The organism is Exiguobacterium sp. ZWU0009 (genome assembly GCF_000798935.2).
Lineage (GTDB): Bacteria > Bacillota > Bacilli > Exiguobacteriales > Exiguobacteriaceae > Exiguobacterium_A > Exiguobacterium_A acetylicum.
Map to the genome: position 1 here is coordinate 1596038 of NZ_CP018057.1, position 15485 is coordinate 1611522.

The following is a 15485-nucleotide window of genomic DNA, read 5'->3' on the forward strand; positions in this document are numbered from 1 at the left end:
TATAGGGCGCATTAAATTCTTATCATGCAAAGGTTTAAAGAAATAATCCTTAATTTCAAATCAACTGATGCATTACATGATTTGTTAATTGAAGTGGTGTCAATGTTTTACAGAACTATACGTTATGTTAAGATAGGTGAATCGAACGATAAAGACAGTAGGAACCTCAGTTCATAGAGGCTTTTACTGTCTTTTACTATTTCGAAAGGGGTAGGCATCTATGAAAAAGCAAGTATTGCAAAAAAAGAAGGCAATTCTGTTGATGAGTCTTCATTTTGGATTCATCTATTTATTGATGAATCCAGTGAACCTCGGGAGTGTTGAAGAAAATCTGTTCATGACGATCTTCGTTTTGATCGAGGTCTATGTCGTGACGGTCTTTTATACGAGTTTAATCTTTATAGGGATCGGGACACCGCTATCATTAGGGATTGAATATATCGTGAGTCAGCAAAAACATAAGCGTAGATGGTCAATCGTCCTCCATCTGCTGTTAGGAGGAGTTCTGACGTTAGTAATTCTTCTTCTATTTGGCATCTTGCCGCCGTTCTCGGCGTGGATGGACACCGAGATTCTATTGAAAGTTGTCTTCTTATTGTTTTATCCAGTGGGTTCTCTATTGGTATTTGAACGATTGATTGATCGTCGGAAGTCAACTCGTCACGAGACATACCAACAAGCAGAAAACGATTGAAGAGCTATCAATCAACAAACAATCCCTCACTCTATGTAGAATGAGGGATTGTTTCGTTTCATCATTAGACCGTCAACTCGATCACATTACCTTCCGGATCGGCGACCGTACTTTCATAATACCCGTCACCCGTCGTCCGGGGACCGTCAAGATGTTGTATACCTGCGTTACGTAATCGAGTCGTCCAGTCATCGACCGCTTGTTTGCTTCCGAGCGAAAAGGCGAAGTGAGCATACCCGAGCGCATGCGTCGTCCGTTCCGTGATGTCCGTCCGTTGCATCAACTCCAGTCGCGCTCCGCTCGAGAACGTCAGAAAATACGACGTGAATCCTTTCGCTGGATTATGATAACGCTCGCCTGCCGTAGCATCAAAATGTGTTTCGTAGAACTGACGCATTGCATCAAGGTTTGCCACCCAGAGGGCGATATGTTCAATCTTCATGTTCATTCATCCTTTCTTCAAGACGCTTTTGCCAACCGTTGTCTGAATAACATTCGGTTCAAGCCTTCCGTAGCGACCAGCATCAAGAAAATCAGACTGATCGTGAACCAATGGAACAATGATAAGGAGTAGGAAGTCGCAAGCCACCCAAATAGGGGTGGCATAAAGGTACTACCGGTATAGGCGAATGCCATTTGCACGCCCATCAGCCGTTGCGCCGCAGCCTCCCCAAAGCGAACCGGTGTCTCGTGAAGCATTGCCGGATAAATCGGTGCGAGACCAAGCCCAACAAGCACGAAACCAAGCGGTATCCAGGCAGCGGGTGCGAGGATAAAACAGACAGCTCCAACGAGTGCCGTCCATTGACCGACACGAATCAAACGACGATTCGACCAGCGCAGCGATAGAAAACCACTGATGAAACGTCCCGCGGTGATACTTCCGTAGTAAACGGAAATCCACGTCGCTGCTGACGTCACGGAAAAGGAACGGACTTGGACGAGATAACTACTGCCCCACAGCCCGACGACTGCCTCGGCTCCACAATAAAAACAAAACGCTGCGAGGGCGGCGGTCAATCCGCGTGGTTTTCCGGTCGATGTACTCACGGTCTGAACCTGTTCGGACACGTGTTTGGGAGCCCGTTTCCAAAGCGGTAAACTGACGATCAAGACAATCATCAAGACGAGTTGCAATGCACCGACGACGAGGTAACCCATGCGCCAACCGGAATCAAGTAATACGCCAGCCATGATGAGCGGACCAGCCGTAGCGCCGATGCCCCAGAAGCAATGGAGCCAGTTCATGTGATGGGCTTGATAATGAGTAGCGACGAAATGATTCAGTGCGGCGTCAACGACACCAGCACCGAGTCCGAGCGGGATCGCAAGGACGAAGAGCCAAATCAAGGATGGCGCTACGAAAAAACCCATCAATGCCAGTGCCGTCAGACCAGCAGAAGCAGCCGTGATCGGACCTGTCGAATAACGTTCGATCAAGCGACCGCTAAACAGACTCGAGACGATCGTTCCGGCAGCGATCGTCATGAAGAGCCATCCCGCCATGTCGAGCGGGGCGTCGAGATCGAGTCGCATCACGGGCCACGCCGTACCGAGTAACGCATCCGGAAGACCAAGACTGATGAAAGCAAGATAAATCAAAGGTAATAGTAAACGGGTCATCGGGTGAGTCCTCCTAACGGAATCTGTTCAATGAATGACTGGATGCTGAGTTGCATCAGACCATCTAAATAATCGGTTTCCCAGTCGCCTTTTCGCAACTGAGGTAATTTATCTAGCGGAAAACGCTTGGCGCATCGATCCGTCAACCGTGCTAATCCGTCATCCGAGACATCTGACGCTGTAAACAAGATGACATTCGGATTCAAGGTGACGCTAAACGAGAGAATGATTCGACATAACGCCTCATACCAATCATCCGAGTATGGTGAACTCGCAGCTAGGATTTGACCGACATTTCGCTTGTCGTCAAACGGGATGAACGAGATTTCTCCAGCGAAGTGGTGCGCTCCGCGAACGACTTGACCGGAAACAGCGACGCCGGATCCCGGTCCGTTCGTTCCGAGATACATATAGACCGTCGATTCGTTTTCTTGAGCAGAAGCGATGACAGCCGCATTCATATCATTTTCGACGATGACGGGTCGCCCGAACCGTTCAGCCAGTTCTTGTTGTAAGGGGCGACCGTCTAGCGTCGGATAATCCGGTGCGAATAAGATCGTTCCGGTTGTATCAACGGCACCGGCGACACCAATCGCAAGCGTTTGGATATGTGGATGATCGTTGAGTGATGTTGTCAATGTTTTCAATAAAACAGATGCATGATCCGACGAATCGAAGTTCAGGCGATCCGTTTTGATCACATGTCCACCGACATCATGAATACGATACTGCAGATACGTGCGTTCGAGGTATAGAGCGAGTCCGAGGAAGTGATCCGTGCGATAGCGATACCGTTTTGCCGGACGACCACCGCGAACCAATTCAAGTGGAGTTTCTTCAATTTCCCGAGCAGCGATCATCTGATCGATCTGTTTGCTCGCAGTCGGAAAACTGACGTCCAAGACGTGGCGAATCGCAGGAATCGTATCCAGATGCTCGACTAAAAAAGCGTGACGTGTACGTGAAATGAGTTCAGTCAAATAAGGACCTCCAATCTAGATCACTTATTAAAAATTTTTAATAAGTTTTGATTTGAGTATAACAGGTCGGAAGAAAAAGACAAGTTTGAAAAAGAGGTGTAGGATAAAAATATTTAAAGAGATAACGTTTCATTCCGTCGTTGTCTGGATATACTAAAAGAAGAGAAAAAATTTTAGTCATATATCTTTAATTCATACTATTCAGATTTGTAATATCTTGGATAGCCTGTAACGGGAGGTAGATGGCGAGAGGAGCTTGTAATCATGACCACCCAACTATCAACCGAACTAGGATCCCAAGATATTTTAGCCTCTTTACGAGATAACGTCGCGATGATTCGATTCGATCGGCAACGTCGTGTCGTCGATGTCAATGGCTTATTTGCAAAGACGATGAAATACAAACGAGAAGAGATGATCGGGATGCAACATCATCTCTTCTGCACGACAGAGTTCGCAATGAGTGACAGTTACCAAGCATTTTGGCAGAAGCTGTTCAGTGGCTTCAGTACGGCAGATAAAATTGAACGCATCGATGCGCATGGTCAATCGATTTGGCTAGAAGCAACCTATATGCCGATTTACGATGGAACGGAAGTGACAGGTGTCTTGAAGATCGCCTCCGATATCACCAATCGTCAGCAGACAATTCAAAAGTTCGCGACTTCGTTTGATGCGATCGCTAGTGATTTGAACACGCGGTCGACGCATGGCGAGCGGGAAAGCATAGCGTTACGGAAAACAATCGAGCAGATGGCTGAGACGACCCGTGATAACCATCAGAAGATTGAACGCCTTCAGCGCCAAGCGCAGGACATCACTCAAGTAACTGAGACGATCAAAACCATTGCCTCACAGACGAATCTCCTATCACTTAATGCCTCGATCGAGGCAGCGCGAGCGGGTGAACACGGGAAAGGGTTCAATGTCGTCGCGACGGAAGTCCGAAATCTCTCGAAGCTCGTCGAACAAGCTGTCGTCGATGTCCGACAGACGACGCAGCGAATGAATGATGAACTGCAGCGGATTGCTCGTGCAATGACGCAAGCAACGACTGATGCACAAGCAAGCGTCACGGTCGTCGCGGAAACGGTCGATCGCTTCCATGACGTTCAGAGTGCCGCATCGACGTTAACGGAGACAGCGCGAGACTTTACAAAAGCAATTTAAGTGAGAGACGGCATTCCGATAATCGGAGTGCCGTTTTGTATAAAAAAATACCCCTACACTTTGGAATAATATGTTAATATACTACAAAACGAAAAAGGAGCGAACATCTAATGAATATCCGCACTGCCCGTCCTGACGATTTTCAGGCATTGATTCCATTGTTTCAACAAATCCACGATCAACACGTTGCCTTACGACCCGATCATTACCGTCCGCACGAGATGCCGGTTCCGGAAGACTTATTTCTGACGCAACTCGAGAATCCGGATTATGCATTACTCGTTGCGGAACAAGACGGGCTTGCCGGTGTGATCGTCCTCAAGGAAGATATCGTCGAAGGAAGTGGGTTCGTCTTCGATAAGCATTACTTACGCGTCATCAGTCTCGTCGTTGCGGATACACATCAAAAACAAGGCGTCGGCAAACGGTTGATGCAAGCCGCTTACGCGCACGCGGAAACGATTGGCTGTGACAAAATCGAACTCGGCGTCGATGACGCCAATCAGGAAGCGATTGCCTTTTACGAGGCACTCGGAATGGCTGTCCGCTCGAGACGAATGGAATGGAACGTAACACCAAGCAGGGAAACGACGACGTGACGTCAAACAACAGATATTAGAAAGGGGAGAGGTCATGTTCAGGTTACAAGTATCCGATCACGTAGCGCTTCAATTGATCGAACGGCACCATGCGGAAGGATTATTCGCACTCGTCGATGCCAATCGCGCACATCTCCGCGAATGGCTCGGTTGGGTCGATGGTGCAACAGAGGCAAGTACATATCAGGAGATCGTCATTCCAGCATGGCTGCAACAGTTCGCCGATGGCAACGGCTTTACGTGTGGCATTTATCTTGAGGACGAGCTCGTTGGAACGATCAGTTTGCATGAAATTAATCGGCATCTCGGACAAACGTCGATTGGCTATTATCTAGGAGAAAAGGGACTTCGAAAAGGCGTCATGACGGACGTCGTCCGGTTCGTCACGAACTATTGTTTCGAAACGCTCGGTTTAAACCGTGTCGTCATCGAGTGTGCGACCGGAAACGTCCGGAGTAGACGAATCCCAGAACGACTCGGCTTCACGGAAGAAGGCGTCTTACGGGACGCTGAGAAATTGTACGGGACTTATCATGACCTTCAGGTCTATGCGATGTTACGACGGGACTGGACGAAAACGCAGGAGGTGGCAGCATGCGCATTGAGCAAATGAGTCAAGCGACGTATGACGCTTACTTACCGATCGCAATCAAAGAGTACGCGACGGATAAGTGTCGCGCCGGTACGTGGTCAGAGAACGAGTCGCTGGAGAAGGCGACAGGAGAGTTCGCTTCGCTGTTGCCAGAAGGTTTAGAGACGAAAGATCATTATTTATTTACGTTTCGCGACGAGACAGGTAGTGATGTCGGAATGGTCTGGGTCCATGTGACAAAGGGACCGCTTGGACGTGAAGCGTTCATCTTCGACGTCAAGATTACGTCTGATAAACAAAACCAAGGCTACGGCAAGGAAGCACTCCGCTTGCTCGAAGTGATGTTAAAGCGGATGAACGTCAAGAAGATTTCTTTACACGTCTTCGCCCATAACGAACGAGCGATTCATGTGTATCACTCGCTTGGCTACGAGACGACGGATTATCATATGTCGAAACGTCTCGATGACAGCCATTAAAAAGCTTCCTCTTGCGCAAGCAGGAGGAAGCTTTTTCGTTTAACGCCACGTCTGTAATGTATTCGCGAACTGGATGTTCGTCTCCAGTTCTCCCGTGATCTCGCTTGCTGTAAAGTCATTGCCAGCGAGCCAGTCGGAAAAGTCGAACGTGACCGGTTCTTGATCACCACCGAGCGCGAACCAGACCTTCAACTCTTCCGGGAAGTAGGCAGACGTATGAATCGTTCCCGCCCACTGGGCATATAAATCAGCGAAGACGCCTTTATCGGTATCGTTGAGTAGTCGGAAAGCGGACTCCGCATCTTGAATCATGTGTTGATGGGTCTTCAACTCCATCATCCGACGTTTCGAGTCATCCAGATGATAGCGGTTTTCGTGTTGCAGCAAATCGAAGTGATTGGTGCACATGTTCGATTCTCGCACTTGGACGTCGCGTGCCGTCGCTTCGATGACGAACGAACGCGCCGATTTATCGTGGACGACATACGTGAACGATCCGCGATGCGGAATCTCCTTGACGAGTGAGATCGCGTCGTCGACCGACGTGCACATCTCGAGGATGATCCGCCCGATCATGAAACTGACGAACCCATCGCCCGGACGCCGACGATTGATGAAGTTATAGCCCATCGCAAGCCCATGTTCATTCATCCCGTCCATCCGACCGGTCACCCGTGAAGCGGGACCGATAATTGCTGATCCGCCATCATTCGGTTGAAAGACGGAAAATCGCCCATCGTACGTCATCGGATGATAGTCGTAATTGCGGACGAGGAAATTATCACCGGTCATGATCGAACAACCACTTTTCGGTCCTTCGACCCGGTAGTGCCCAAAATGCAGTAACGTATCCGGCAGAGAAAGTTCAAGTTCGTCTTGAAGTCCGAGTAACTCGTCCCAAATATGCGGGGCGTACCGGAGAAACATCTCCTTCGTCTCGACCGGATCGACTTGAAAGCGCGGAACACGGATTTTCCAGTTGTCCTCCCGGTTATGGAGCAACTGGTTTCGTTTGACGTAACGCCCTTGTTCGCGACCGAACTCATAATGACTGCCGCGGAATTGCGTGATCTCATTGGCTACACGTTGCATACGATTCATCCTTTCTTCAACTGCTGTATGCTGATTATATCGAACGTGAGGGAGAAAGTCGTACGGCAAGTCTTTACCAAAGCACATCTAAAGTATGGGAATATTGAAAAAATAGTCAACTTTTTCATTCTTAAACCGATAACAAAAACGGGAGGGGATGGAATGAAACACATGTCAGTCAGACGGAAGATACAAGCTTTGATCGCAACAGCCGTCGTTGCGATGCTTTTGATTGCGGGAGCAGGACTTTATTTCTTAAATCAGATGTCGAATGCTTCCCGAGCGATGTATCAGAAAAACTTAATACCGATCCAGGAAGTAGCTCAAATCCGGATCGATACACGCGCGCTCGATTCTTTTTTAGTCGAGATGATGTTAACGAAGGACGAGACGCGGGTCACGGAACTGCAAGCTGAGATCGATACGCGTCAGGCGCAGATTCGTTCGTCGGTCACGAAGGTCGAAAAAACAGGGCATTTCGATGCCAAAGAAAAGAAACAGCTTGAAGAATTAAAGGATAACGTCCTCGCCTATGATAATTCGATGACGATCGTCCAGGATGCGGCGACGCGCAACGAGACTGAGGAAGCCTATACGGCGTATACGCAAGGTCTGGAACAAGTCCGGGATAACGTCGCGGATTCTGCGAAGTCGTTGATGGCTTCGATGACGAAGCAAGCGAAGATGCTTGACGCTCAGAATCAAGCAGAAAAACAAACGGCCTTTTACTTAATGCTCGGCATCTTTTTACTCGCGGTCCTCTTGTTTGCAGGACTTGCAATGTACATTACACGTCTCATCACTCGTCCGATTCGTCAATTGCAAGGATGGATGGATCAATCGGGGAACGGGGACTTGACCGTCCGTGGAACATACGACTCAAAAGACGAGCTTGGACAGTTGACGACGTCCTTCAACGAGATGATTGCGTCACAGCAACAAGTCGTGCTTGAACTAACGGGTACGGCTGACCGTGTCGCTGTCGCATCGGATGAGTTAAGCGTCAACGCGGAATCGACGACGAAAGCGACGGAAATGGTCGCCGTGACGATGGAAGAGATGGCAAGCGGTGCTAGTCAACAATTGCATCAAGTATCGGATGCCTCACGGACGATCGAGGAGTTGACGACGTCGGTCCGTTACGTCGCCGGTAATGCCCAACAAATGACGGAACGCACAGCGGATGCGATGGAAAAAGTCGCACTCGGTGGTCAAGTCGTCGGAACACTCGGTACCCAAATGGGACGGATTCAAGAAGATGTTTCTCGACTGAGCCACGTCATTGACGGTCTTGGTAACCGATCGCAGGAAATCGGACAAATCACGGATTCGATCAAAGGTGTCGCGGCACAGACGAACTTGCTCGCGTTAAACGCAGCAATCGAAGCAGCACGTGCTGGCGAACAAGGACGCGGATTCGCCGTCGTCGCAGCGGAAGTCAAGACGCTCGCTGAGCAGTCGGCGGTCTCGGCAAAACAGATCGAGTCGTTGATTCGGGTCATTCAACAAGAGACGGAAGCATCGGTCGCCTCGATGGAGAAAGTCTCAACTGAGATGACGAGTGGAATTGCCGTCGTCGATCAAGCCGGTGCCTCATTCTCAGAAATCGAGACAGCAATCACCGACGTGACAGGGCACGTCGAAGAAGTGTCCGGTGCCGTACAGGAAATGGCGGCAGCGAGTGAGCAGATCGCCTCCGTCATGCGAACAATTCAAGCAGTGACGGAAGGGACTGCTGCTGGAACACAAAACATCTCCGCTTCGACCGAGGAGCAGATGGCGTCGATGGAAGAAATCTCATCCGCGTCCCAATCACTCGCGACGATGGCAGATGATTTAAAACAAGTCACAGGCAGATTCACCGTGTAAGATATTGAACGACGACCATGAGGTAATCCATCATGGTCGTTTTTTTATTTGTGGTAATGAATGGAAAACAAGCAGGGGAGTAAGCACGTGGCGTCGTATGTACATGTTAAGTAAGGATGATGCAAGGCAATCGGTGGATGGATATTATGAAAGTGATTGAAGAAACTGTTTGACAGCACGGCGCGACGTCAAATGAATGATTTGTTTATCGGACGTCGCTTTAAGCGTTGAAAGGATACTTGGTCGCTTATCAATCGGGAAACGCCAAATCCATTTCAAAAAATCAAACGATAGTTTCTCCGGACAGTCTGCTGCCATATCCGGTCGACCGGTCTTGCGGTAGCGCCACGTCCGTTTCAGTGCCCGGTACAGACAGAGTGTCCGCGGTAGATCAAGGAAGATGATTGTATCCGCGGCTTTGATTCGTAAGTCAAGCGTTCCACCGTAGTTGCCGTCGATGATCCACGTGTCGCGCGACGTGAGCATGTGTTGAATCTGGCGTTGCTCCTCACGCGAAACCGCCTCCCAGTTCGGACGCCATAATAAGGTGTCGAGATGATCGACGGGATAACCGAGTTTTTTGCCCATCTCGCGGGCAAGCGTCGATTTACCGGATCCGCCGGAACCAATCAAGATGATTTTTCGCATGCAACACCTCCTATTTTTTGTCATAGGAATTGATCATAACATGGTTTTCTAGTCGAGGATAGAACGAAAGGAGTGAATGAGATGGTACCGAATTTCATAATCGAAGGGATGACGATCGTTTTTACACTACTCGTAATCGGTTGCGGCGTGATATTCCTGCCGCGGCGATGGAAGCGGTATGGCTTGATTTTACTTGGGTTGGTGGCAATCGGGTGCAGTTCCTTTTGGTACATCCGACCGACGCTCGTCAATCAGCAGATTGCTGAGGATGAGAAATTGCTTAAGATAGAACTAGCACGTCGATTCCCGGATGAAGTCTACACTACAAAAACACAAAAATTTTCGTATGAGTCTTCGGCGAATCCGGCTTCAATCGAAGTCGAATTTGCAAATGAACCTGACGTAACTTATTTTCTAGATATGGATGGGAACCGGATTAGGCTTTCAAGTTTTATCTTTAAAAACGGAGGATTTCCACAGGATTTACAGCATGAATTCAAATGAAGAGGCTGACTCAAAAAAAGAATGACGCGTCTTTTCACGCCCTTTCCTCAGGCGAGACACAAGCCAGCTTTCCTGCTTCATTGAAGCAGGAAAGCGGGTCTTGTTCGTCTCTGACAGCGCATAAATGCGCTTGTTCCTGTAGGAGTGGCGTGTGACGTGTCATTCTTTTTGTTACTAAATAAGGGAGGCAGATCATTATTCTGCCACCCTTATCTTTGTAGAGACTGACTTTTGAGTCAGCCCCTTTTAATTAAGTGGATTTCAATTTTTGCGTTGCGGACATCGTTTTGACAGCGAAGAAGGCAATCAGACCAAATCCGACCTTATTGATCAAGTCAGCGAAGTTATAGATCAATTCGCGGACGAGCTGCACCTCGATGCCGGGTGCAAATAAGGTGACGGCGTAACCGACCGGATAGATCGCCCATCCGATCAAGATGAACAAGCGCATTTGCAGCAAGGCTTTGCGAATCGGGGCAGGCTTATCTTCAGCGGCTTTCGTGACGTTCGTGAACAAGAGATAAATAATATAAAACCATGCGATACAACCGACGACGTATGCCCAAAGACCGAGTTGTGTGAAGCCACCCGCTAAATTGATGGACGACTCTCCGATATACCCACCGATGATCATGATGATGTCGTCGATGACGAGTTTCGTTAGAAGGGAACGCCCTTTCCCACCTTTTAAACCGAGCAACAGCGGAAACTTGATCAGTAAGAGAGGTGTCGTCACAAGCCAATCGATGTAGCGGATTTCAGTCGGAAAGCCATCGATCTCCGACAACAAACCGGATTCCCCCGACAGCTTGCTTCATGAAATAATAATGAATCGCAGCTACGAACGTGACGAGTGCAGCGACTGTTGCGGTCGAGCGGTATTCCGGGGCAAGGGAATTTCGTTCGACGAGAAAATAGAGCGTACCGGCGGCCATTCCGACGAATCCGATCCAGAACATGTACTGGGTCGCAAGGACGAGGAGATTGACGTCTTCCATGTTGTTTCGACTCCTTTTCGTAAGTGGACACGACCTTTCATACTTTTATTTTACTGACGATACAAACTTCAGACACCATGTCGAAACGCTCTTGATGTGCAGTCTATCAACGATTTGACAACATTTCGACACACTTGAGGAGGAGTGACGAATGCCGAGTAAACGAATGGATCATATCAGTCTGAACGTCTTGAACCTAGAAGAAGCGATTCACTTTTTTTCGCTTTGTGGTCTCGAAGTACGCGGACGATGGGAGATGAAAGGAGAGTTACTCGATCGTTTATTAAATTTAGAGGGAGCGGAGACGGAGTGTGCTGCACTCGGATTACCATGTGAAGCAATCTGGCTTGAACTCGTTCGATTTAAACACCCGCGTGACACGGCTTCCATGATCCAATCCGTCGACGCAGGTGGATTGCGTCATCTCTGTTTTGAAGTAACGGCACTCGCCGCGCTCGTCGAACGTTTAGCGGACAATGGATATCAGTCGATTGGCGACGTCGCGAATTACGAAAATGAGTATCGCCTATGTTACGTAAGAGGACCAGAAGGCGTGATCATTGAGTTGGCAGAAAAAATCGGACCTGTCTAAGACTGGTCCGATGTATATTTTTTAAGAACAACAGGAAGTCGATGATTGTGGCAGGGAAACGTTGCACACACCCGTCTCCGGTAATGATAACTTGACCTGCTTGGCACGTGCCTCGTCTCCGACAAGAAAAGCAACGACTGATCGAACTTGTTCATAACCGGTCGCAAGCAGGAAGGTCGGAGCACGACCGTAACTTTTTGCACCGACCAGATAAAGTCCGAGATCTGGATGACGTAACTCCGCTTCTCCATGTGGACGGACAGTTCCGCAACTATGAAGGTTCGGATCAATCAGAGGAGCAAGTATTCGACTACTCTCGGTGACAGGGTCGATGTCAAGCCGTACTTCCTCGAGGAACGAAAAGTCGGGTCGACTTCCTGCGTTGACGATCAACTGATCGATGTGATGAAGGGTCCGACCATCTTGAGCAGTGATGTCAAACGACTTCCCTTTCGATTCAATGGATCGGGTCTTGAAGCTGGAGTGAACCCTAATCTGATCTCGTTCAACGAGCTGACGGATACGCGAACCGAGTGCTCCGCGACCTTCCAGTGCATCCTTGTCTTCTCCTCCGTAAGCTTGAACGGGGTCCGATTTGCGAAGGATCCAATGAATCTCCGTTTCAGGATGTTGTGCTTTAATGGAAACGAGTTCAAGGAGCGAGTTCAAAGCCGAGTGCCCGCTACCGATGACAGCGACGGATTGATTAGCGAAAACAACAGTATCACGTTTCGCATCTACGATCGAATACCGGACAGGTAAGTTCTGCTCAATTTCGACTCGATGTCCGGAACAGATTGCAGGGTTTGGTCGCCCGAGGACTCCAGACGCATCGATGACCGCGCGAGCGAGAATATGTTTACGACCATTCGGCGTATCTATGACTAATTCGAACGGCGTTACTTCACGTGAGGCATTTGTCATCTTGTCTAGACCTGCCCGTGAGATCGAGAGAATCTCATGTTGGAAATGTAGAGAGGGAGCAATTTCCGGTAATGCAGCAAGTGGAGCAAGGTATTGTTTGATCAATTCAGTTCCGGTCGGCACAGTATCGTTTGCTGGTGCAATCCAGTCCGTCAGCTCGAGCAAGTGACGTGCTGCGTCACTAATATTGTATTGCCACGTCGAAAACATCCGAACGTGTTCCCATTGTTTGATATGGTGGGCAATCGAAGGACCTTTCTCAAATAGTAAAAACGATTGACCTTCCACTACAAGTTGAGCTGCAGCTGCAAGACCGATCGGACCGGCACCGATGATGACGATGGGGTGGGAAGAAGCGTATGACATGAATAAAACCTCCTCTTTATTTGTAAGTTGCAAGTATTAGAGACATGGTTTACAGCAGACGTCACTCTCGCCCATCTTCGTGTTCAGCAAGTCGATTGCCTGGAGGACATGTGCTTTTTCGAAGGAAGTCATTGATGAGAAGATGGAATCAAGATACGTGTTCATCTCTTCGTCAATGGCTTGAGCAACACGTAATCCTTTCTCGGACAGGCGAAGTAGGTGAATTCGCCGATCGTTGATCGCGGGACGCTTTACGAGTAGATCCCGCTTAATCAATGTTTGTACTTGTCTGCTGAACGTAGTGATATCAAGAGCGAGTTGGTCCGCAATTTCTTGCATTGCGGAGTCAGGATGTTTGGCAACCTGATACAGCAGATGACTTTGAACGAGAGATATCTCTTCATCTAGGACGGCACAACAATTCTTATTCAATAATCCGAAGCGCCGGGTGAACGTTTGAAATAATTCACGAGTTTCATTCATGTATAGCTCTCCTTTCTCTATTTTGCTTATGAATCAGTTATACGATATAAACTTGCAAATTGCAAATAATAAATATATGATTTTCTCATATTCAGTCGTTAATAAGGAAAGGGGAATTCGATGCTTGTTCGTTCGATGGAAGAGAAAGATCGTAGCACTGTGTTAGCCATCTATCATCAAGGAGTAGAAGAAGGGAACGCGACGTTCGAAACGATGATTCATGAGCAAGAGTGGTGGAGAACGGTGACGCAATCTGAACGATTCGTTCTAGAGCAAGGAGGAAAAGTGATTGGCTGGGCTAAACTGGGACGTGTTTCTGAACGTTATGTCTATCGTGGCGTACGAGAAGTCAGTATATATCTAGAGCGTTCCGCTCGAGGACTCGGCGGTGGACGATTCTTAATGGAGGCATTGATCACCTATGCGGACGTCAACGGGATATGGACGCTTCAATCACACATGTTCCCAGAAAACATCGCAAGCAGACGGCTGCATGAGCGACTTGGGTTCGAACTAGTCGGTCGACGACGTGCCATCGCACAGCATCATGGTGTCTGGCGAGACACATTGTTAGTAGAGCGACGAAATGACCTCCAATAATAAAACGATGTTTACACGTTTGATTTTTCAATTCAATTCTTCTACCATGATCTGCCTTCGCTGAAGCGAAGGTTTTTTAGTTTATCCGTCAATGGAAGAAGGGAAGTATTAAAGACGAATGATACTACCTAAAATGACAGAGGAGGATGGAAGGATGTTGCATGCCTTATTCTTGAACTGCACCTTAAAAGCATCACATGAACCATCGAATACGGAGGCGCTGATCCGTGACGTGATCGCATATTGGAAACAGGAGGACGTCACTTCAGAAATTGTCCGGATCGTCGATCACCAAGTGGCGTTCGGCGTCACGGAAGACGAAGGCAACGGGGATGAATGGCCCGTGATTTTCGAAAAAGTGAAACGAGCCGACATCGTTGTCATCGGAACACCGCTCTGGCTGGGTGAAAAAAGTAGTGTTGCGACGCAAGTCATTGAACGATTGTACGGAGGGAGCGGCCTGACGAACGATCTTGGACAAGCGATCTACTACAACAAGGTCGGTGGCGTCATTGTCACGGGGAATGAAGATGGAGCTAAACATGCGTCTGCTTCCATCTTGTACGGTCTGTCGCATATCGGCTTTACGATTCCGCCGAACGTCGATGCTTACTGGGTCGGTGAAGCGGGACCAGGACCATCGTACATCGAAGCAGGACGGGAGAATGATTTTACGAAGCGACACGCACAGTTTTTAGCTGCCAACCTATACCATTTTGCCAAGATGTTAAATGAGCATCCGATTCCAGCAGAAGGGAATGTGATGGAATGAAGAGACAACGTTTAACAGGATACGGTGTCGCAACGTTGTTCGCTATGAGTTTAATGTTGGCGGGTTGCGGAAATGACGAAACGTCGACGGACAAGGTCGAAGAAGGATCAACGAACTCGAACACGACCGACGACACGATGCAAGACAAAGATACGGTGACAAAAAATGCCGACACGGATTATGGCTTCAACAGTCTGTCGATTGAAGCGGACGTTGAAGGGGATAACGATGCCATTGATATTAGTTATGACCGGGATAATGACGGAACGGAAGCGGAATATCGCTATAAAGGGGAGCAAAAGCAAGGAGACGACGCGATGGCGGAACTCGACGCGAAGTTCAAGAACTTAAAGATTGATGCGGATACATCTGAAAATGAGGTCATCAGTGAGGTTGAACGTGTGTTTGCGATTCAAGATGCTTCCCGCTTAGAGGTTGAAATCGAATTCTCAGACGGAACCGAAAAAGAATATAAAAAATAAACAATAGGTCTGCGCCCG

Annotated in this window: 20 protein-coding genes; 11 read left to right on the top strand and 9 right to left on the bottom strand. The window is 48.5% G+C overall.

What is annotated here, in order from left to right; all coding sequences use genetic code 11:
* The first annotated feature begins 220 nt into the window (after positions 1-220).
* Positions 221-694 carry a hypothetical protein gene (locus tag L985_RS08340; protein ID WP_029341645.1) on the top strand — a complete coding sequence of 158 codons (474 nt, stop codon included), beginning with the start codon at positions 221-223 and terminating at the stop codon, positions 692-694.
* Between the two features lie 64 nt (positions 695-758).
* On the opposite strand, the gene L985_RS08345 is transcribed toward L985_RS08340, so the two are convergent.
* Genes L985_RS08345 through L985_RS08355 form a run of 3 tightly spaced genes read right to left on the bottom strand, consistent with a single transcriptional unit; the run spans position 759 to position 3297 of the window.
* Entirely contained in the window at positions 759-1136 is a 378-nt protein-coding gene (locus tag L985_RS08345; protein WP_029341646.1) for a VOC family protein, read from the bottom strand.
* Positions 1137-1153: 17 nt separating this feature from the next.
* Entirely contained in the window at positions 1154-2317 is a 1164-nt protein-coding gene (locus L985_RS08350) for an MFS transporter (RefSeq protein WP_029341647.1), read from the bottom strand.
* Positions 2314-3297 (bottom strand): ROK family protein, encoded by a 984-nt coding sequence (locus L985_RS08355; protein ID WP_029341648.1) that lies wholly within the window; start codon positions 3295-3297, stop codon positions 2314-2316. The genes L985_RS08350 and L985_RS08355 overlap by 4 nt, the downstream gene beginning before the upstream one ends.
* Positions 3298-3561: 264 nt before the next feature.
* Between L985_RS08355 and L985_RS17235 the strand changes: the two genes are divergently transcribed.
* The 4 genes from L985_RS17235 to L985_RS08375 all read left to right on the top strand — a co-directional run bounded on the left by L985_RS17235 (position 3562) and on the right by L985_RS08375 (position 6137).
* Complete coding sequence (locus tag L985_RS17235; protein ID WP_029341649.1) at positions 3562-4467, top strand: methyl-accepting chemotaxis protein; 906 nt, start codon at positions 3562-3564, stop codon at positions 4465-4467.
* Between the two features lie 110 nt (positions 4468-4577).
* Positions 4578-5066 carry a GNAT family N-acetyltransferase gene (locus tag L985_RS08365; protein ID WP_034785996.1) on the top strand — a complete coding sequence of 163 codons (489 nt, stop codon included), beginning with the start codon at positions 4578-4580 and terminating at the stop codon, positions 5064-5066.
* A 34-nt stretch (positions 5067-5100) separates the two neighbouring features.
* Complete coding sequence (locus tag L985_RS08370; RefSeq protein WP_029341651.1) at positions 5101-5679, top strand: GNAT family N-acetyltransferase; 579 nt, start codon at positions 5101-5103, stop codon at positions 5677-5679.
* The gene (locus L985_RS08375) at positions 5661-6137 is read left to right on the top strand and encodes a GNAT family N-acetyltransferase (RefSeq protein WP_029343377.1); all 477 of its coding nucleotides are present in this window, start codon (positions 5661-5663) and stop codon (positions 6135-6137) included. The genes L985_RS08370 and L985_RS08375 overlap by 19 nt, the downstream gene beginning before the upstream one ends.
* 39 nt (positions 6138-6176) lie before the next feature.
* Here L985_RS08375 and L985_RS08380 read toward each other — a convergent pair whose 3' ends face one another.
* Positions 6177-7229: a C45 family autoproteolytic acyltransferase/hydrolase gene (locus L985_RS08380; RefSeq protein WP_029341652.1), complete on the bottom strand. Its 1053-nt coding sequence runs from the start codon at positions 7227-7229 to the stop codon at positions 6177-6179.
* A gap of 162 nt (positions 7230-7391) precedes the next feature.
* Here L985_RS08380 and L985_RS08385 point away from each other — a divergent pair, with 162 nt between their 5' ends.
* Positions 7392-9098, top strand: a complete 1707-nt coding sequence (locus L985_RS08385) for a methyl-accepting chemotaxis protein (protein WP_047395287.1) — start codon at positions 7392-7394, stop codon at positions 9096-9098.
* 144 nt (positions 9099-9242) lie between these two features.
* Here L985_RS08385 and L985_RS08390 read toward each other — a convergent pair whose 3' ends face one another.
* A complete protein-coding gene (locus L985_RS08390; RefSeq protein ID WP_047395284.1) occupies positions 9243-9746 on the bottom strand; it encodes a DNA topology modulation protein in 504 nt (167 codons plus the stop codon).
* Positions 9747-9827: 81 nt separating this feature from the next.
* On the opposite strand from L985_RS08390, the gene L985_RS08395 reads away from it, so the two are divergent.
* The gene (locus L985_RS08395; RefSeq protein WP_047395282.1) at positions 9828-10250 is read left to right on the top strand and encodes a hypothetical protein; all 423 of its coding nucleotides are present in this window, start codon (positions 9828-9830) and stop codon (positions 10248-10250) included.
* 250 nt (positions 10251-10500) lie between these two features.
* On the opposite strand, the gene L985_RS08400 is transcribed toward L985_RS08395, so the two are convergent.
* Positions 10501-11040: a bacteriorhodopsin gene (locus L985_RS08400; RefSeq protein ID WP_250637441.1), complete on the bottom strand. Its 540-nt coding sequence runs from the start codon at positions 11038-11040 to the stop codon at positions 10501-10503.
* Positions 11009-11248, bottom strand: coding sequence for a bacteriorhodopsin (locus tag L985_RS17195; RefSeq protein ID WP_250637442.1), 240 nt, complete (start codon positions 11246-11248; stop codon positions 11009-11011). The genes L985_RS08400 and L985_RS17195 overlap by 32 nt, the downstream gene beginning before the upstream one ends.
* A 151-nt stretch (positions 11249-11399) precedes the next feature.
* On the opposite strand from L985_RS17195, the gene L985_RS08405 reads away from it, so the two are divergent.
* A complete protein-coding gene (locus tag L985_RS08405) occupies positions 11400-11840 on the top strand; it encodes a VOC family protein (protein WP_047395279.1) in 441 nt (146 codons plus the stop codon).
* Positions 11841-11861: 21 nt separating this feature from the next.
* Here the strand turns inward: L985_RS08405 and L985_RS08410 are convergent, their stop codons facing one another.
* Together L985_RS08410 and L985_RS08415 are read right to left on the bottom strand one after the other, a co-directional pair.
* Entirely contained in the window at positions 11862-13130 is a 1269-nt protein-coding gene (locus tag L985_RS08410; RefSeq protein ID WP_047395276.1) for an NAD(P)-binding domain-containing protein, read from the bottom strand.
* Positions 13131-13166: 36 nt separating this feature from the next.
* Positions 13167-13613: a MarR family winged helix-turn-helix transcriptional regulator gene (locus L985_RS08415; protein WP_023468262.1), complete on the bottom strand. Its 447-nt coding sequence runs from the start codon at positions 13611-13613 to the stop codon at positions 13167-13169.
* A gap of 120 nt (positions 13614-13733) precedes the next feature.
* On the opposite strand from L985_RS08415, the gene L985_RS08420 reads away from it, so the two are divergent.
* From L985_RS08420 to L985_RS08430, 3 genes are all read left to right on the top strand, one after another.
* Entirely contained in the window at positions 13734-14213 is a 480-nt protein-coding gene (locus L985_RS08420; RefSeq protein WP_047395273.1) for a GNAT family N-acetyltransferase, read from the top strand.
* Between the two features lie 154 nt (positions 14214-14367).
* Positions 14368-14985, top strand: coding sequence for a flavodoxin family protein (locus L985_RS08425; RefSeq protein WP_047395270.1), 618 nt, complete (start codon positions 14368-14370; stop codon positions 14983-14985).
* The gene (locus L985_RS08430; protein ID WP_047395267.1) at positions 14982-15467 is read left to right on the top strand and encodes a YusW family protein; all 486 of its coding nucleotides are present in this window, start codon (positions 14982-14984) and stop codon (positions 15465-15467) included. Before L985_RS08425 ends, L985_RS08430 begins: the two co-directional genes overlap by 4 nt.
* Positions 15468-15485: the final 18 nt, after the last annotated feature.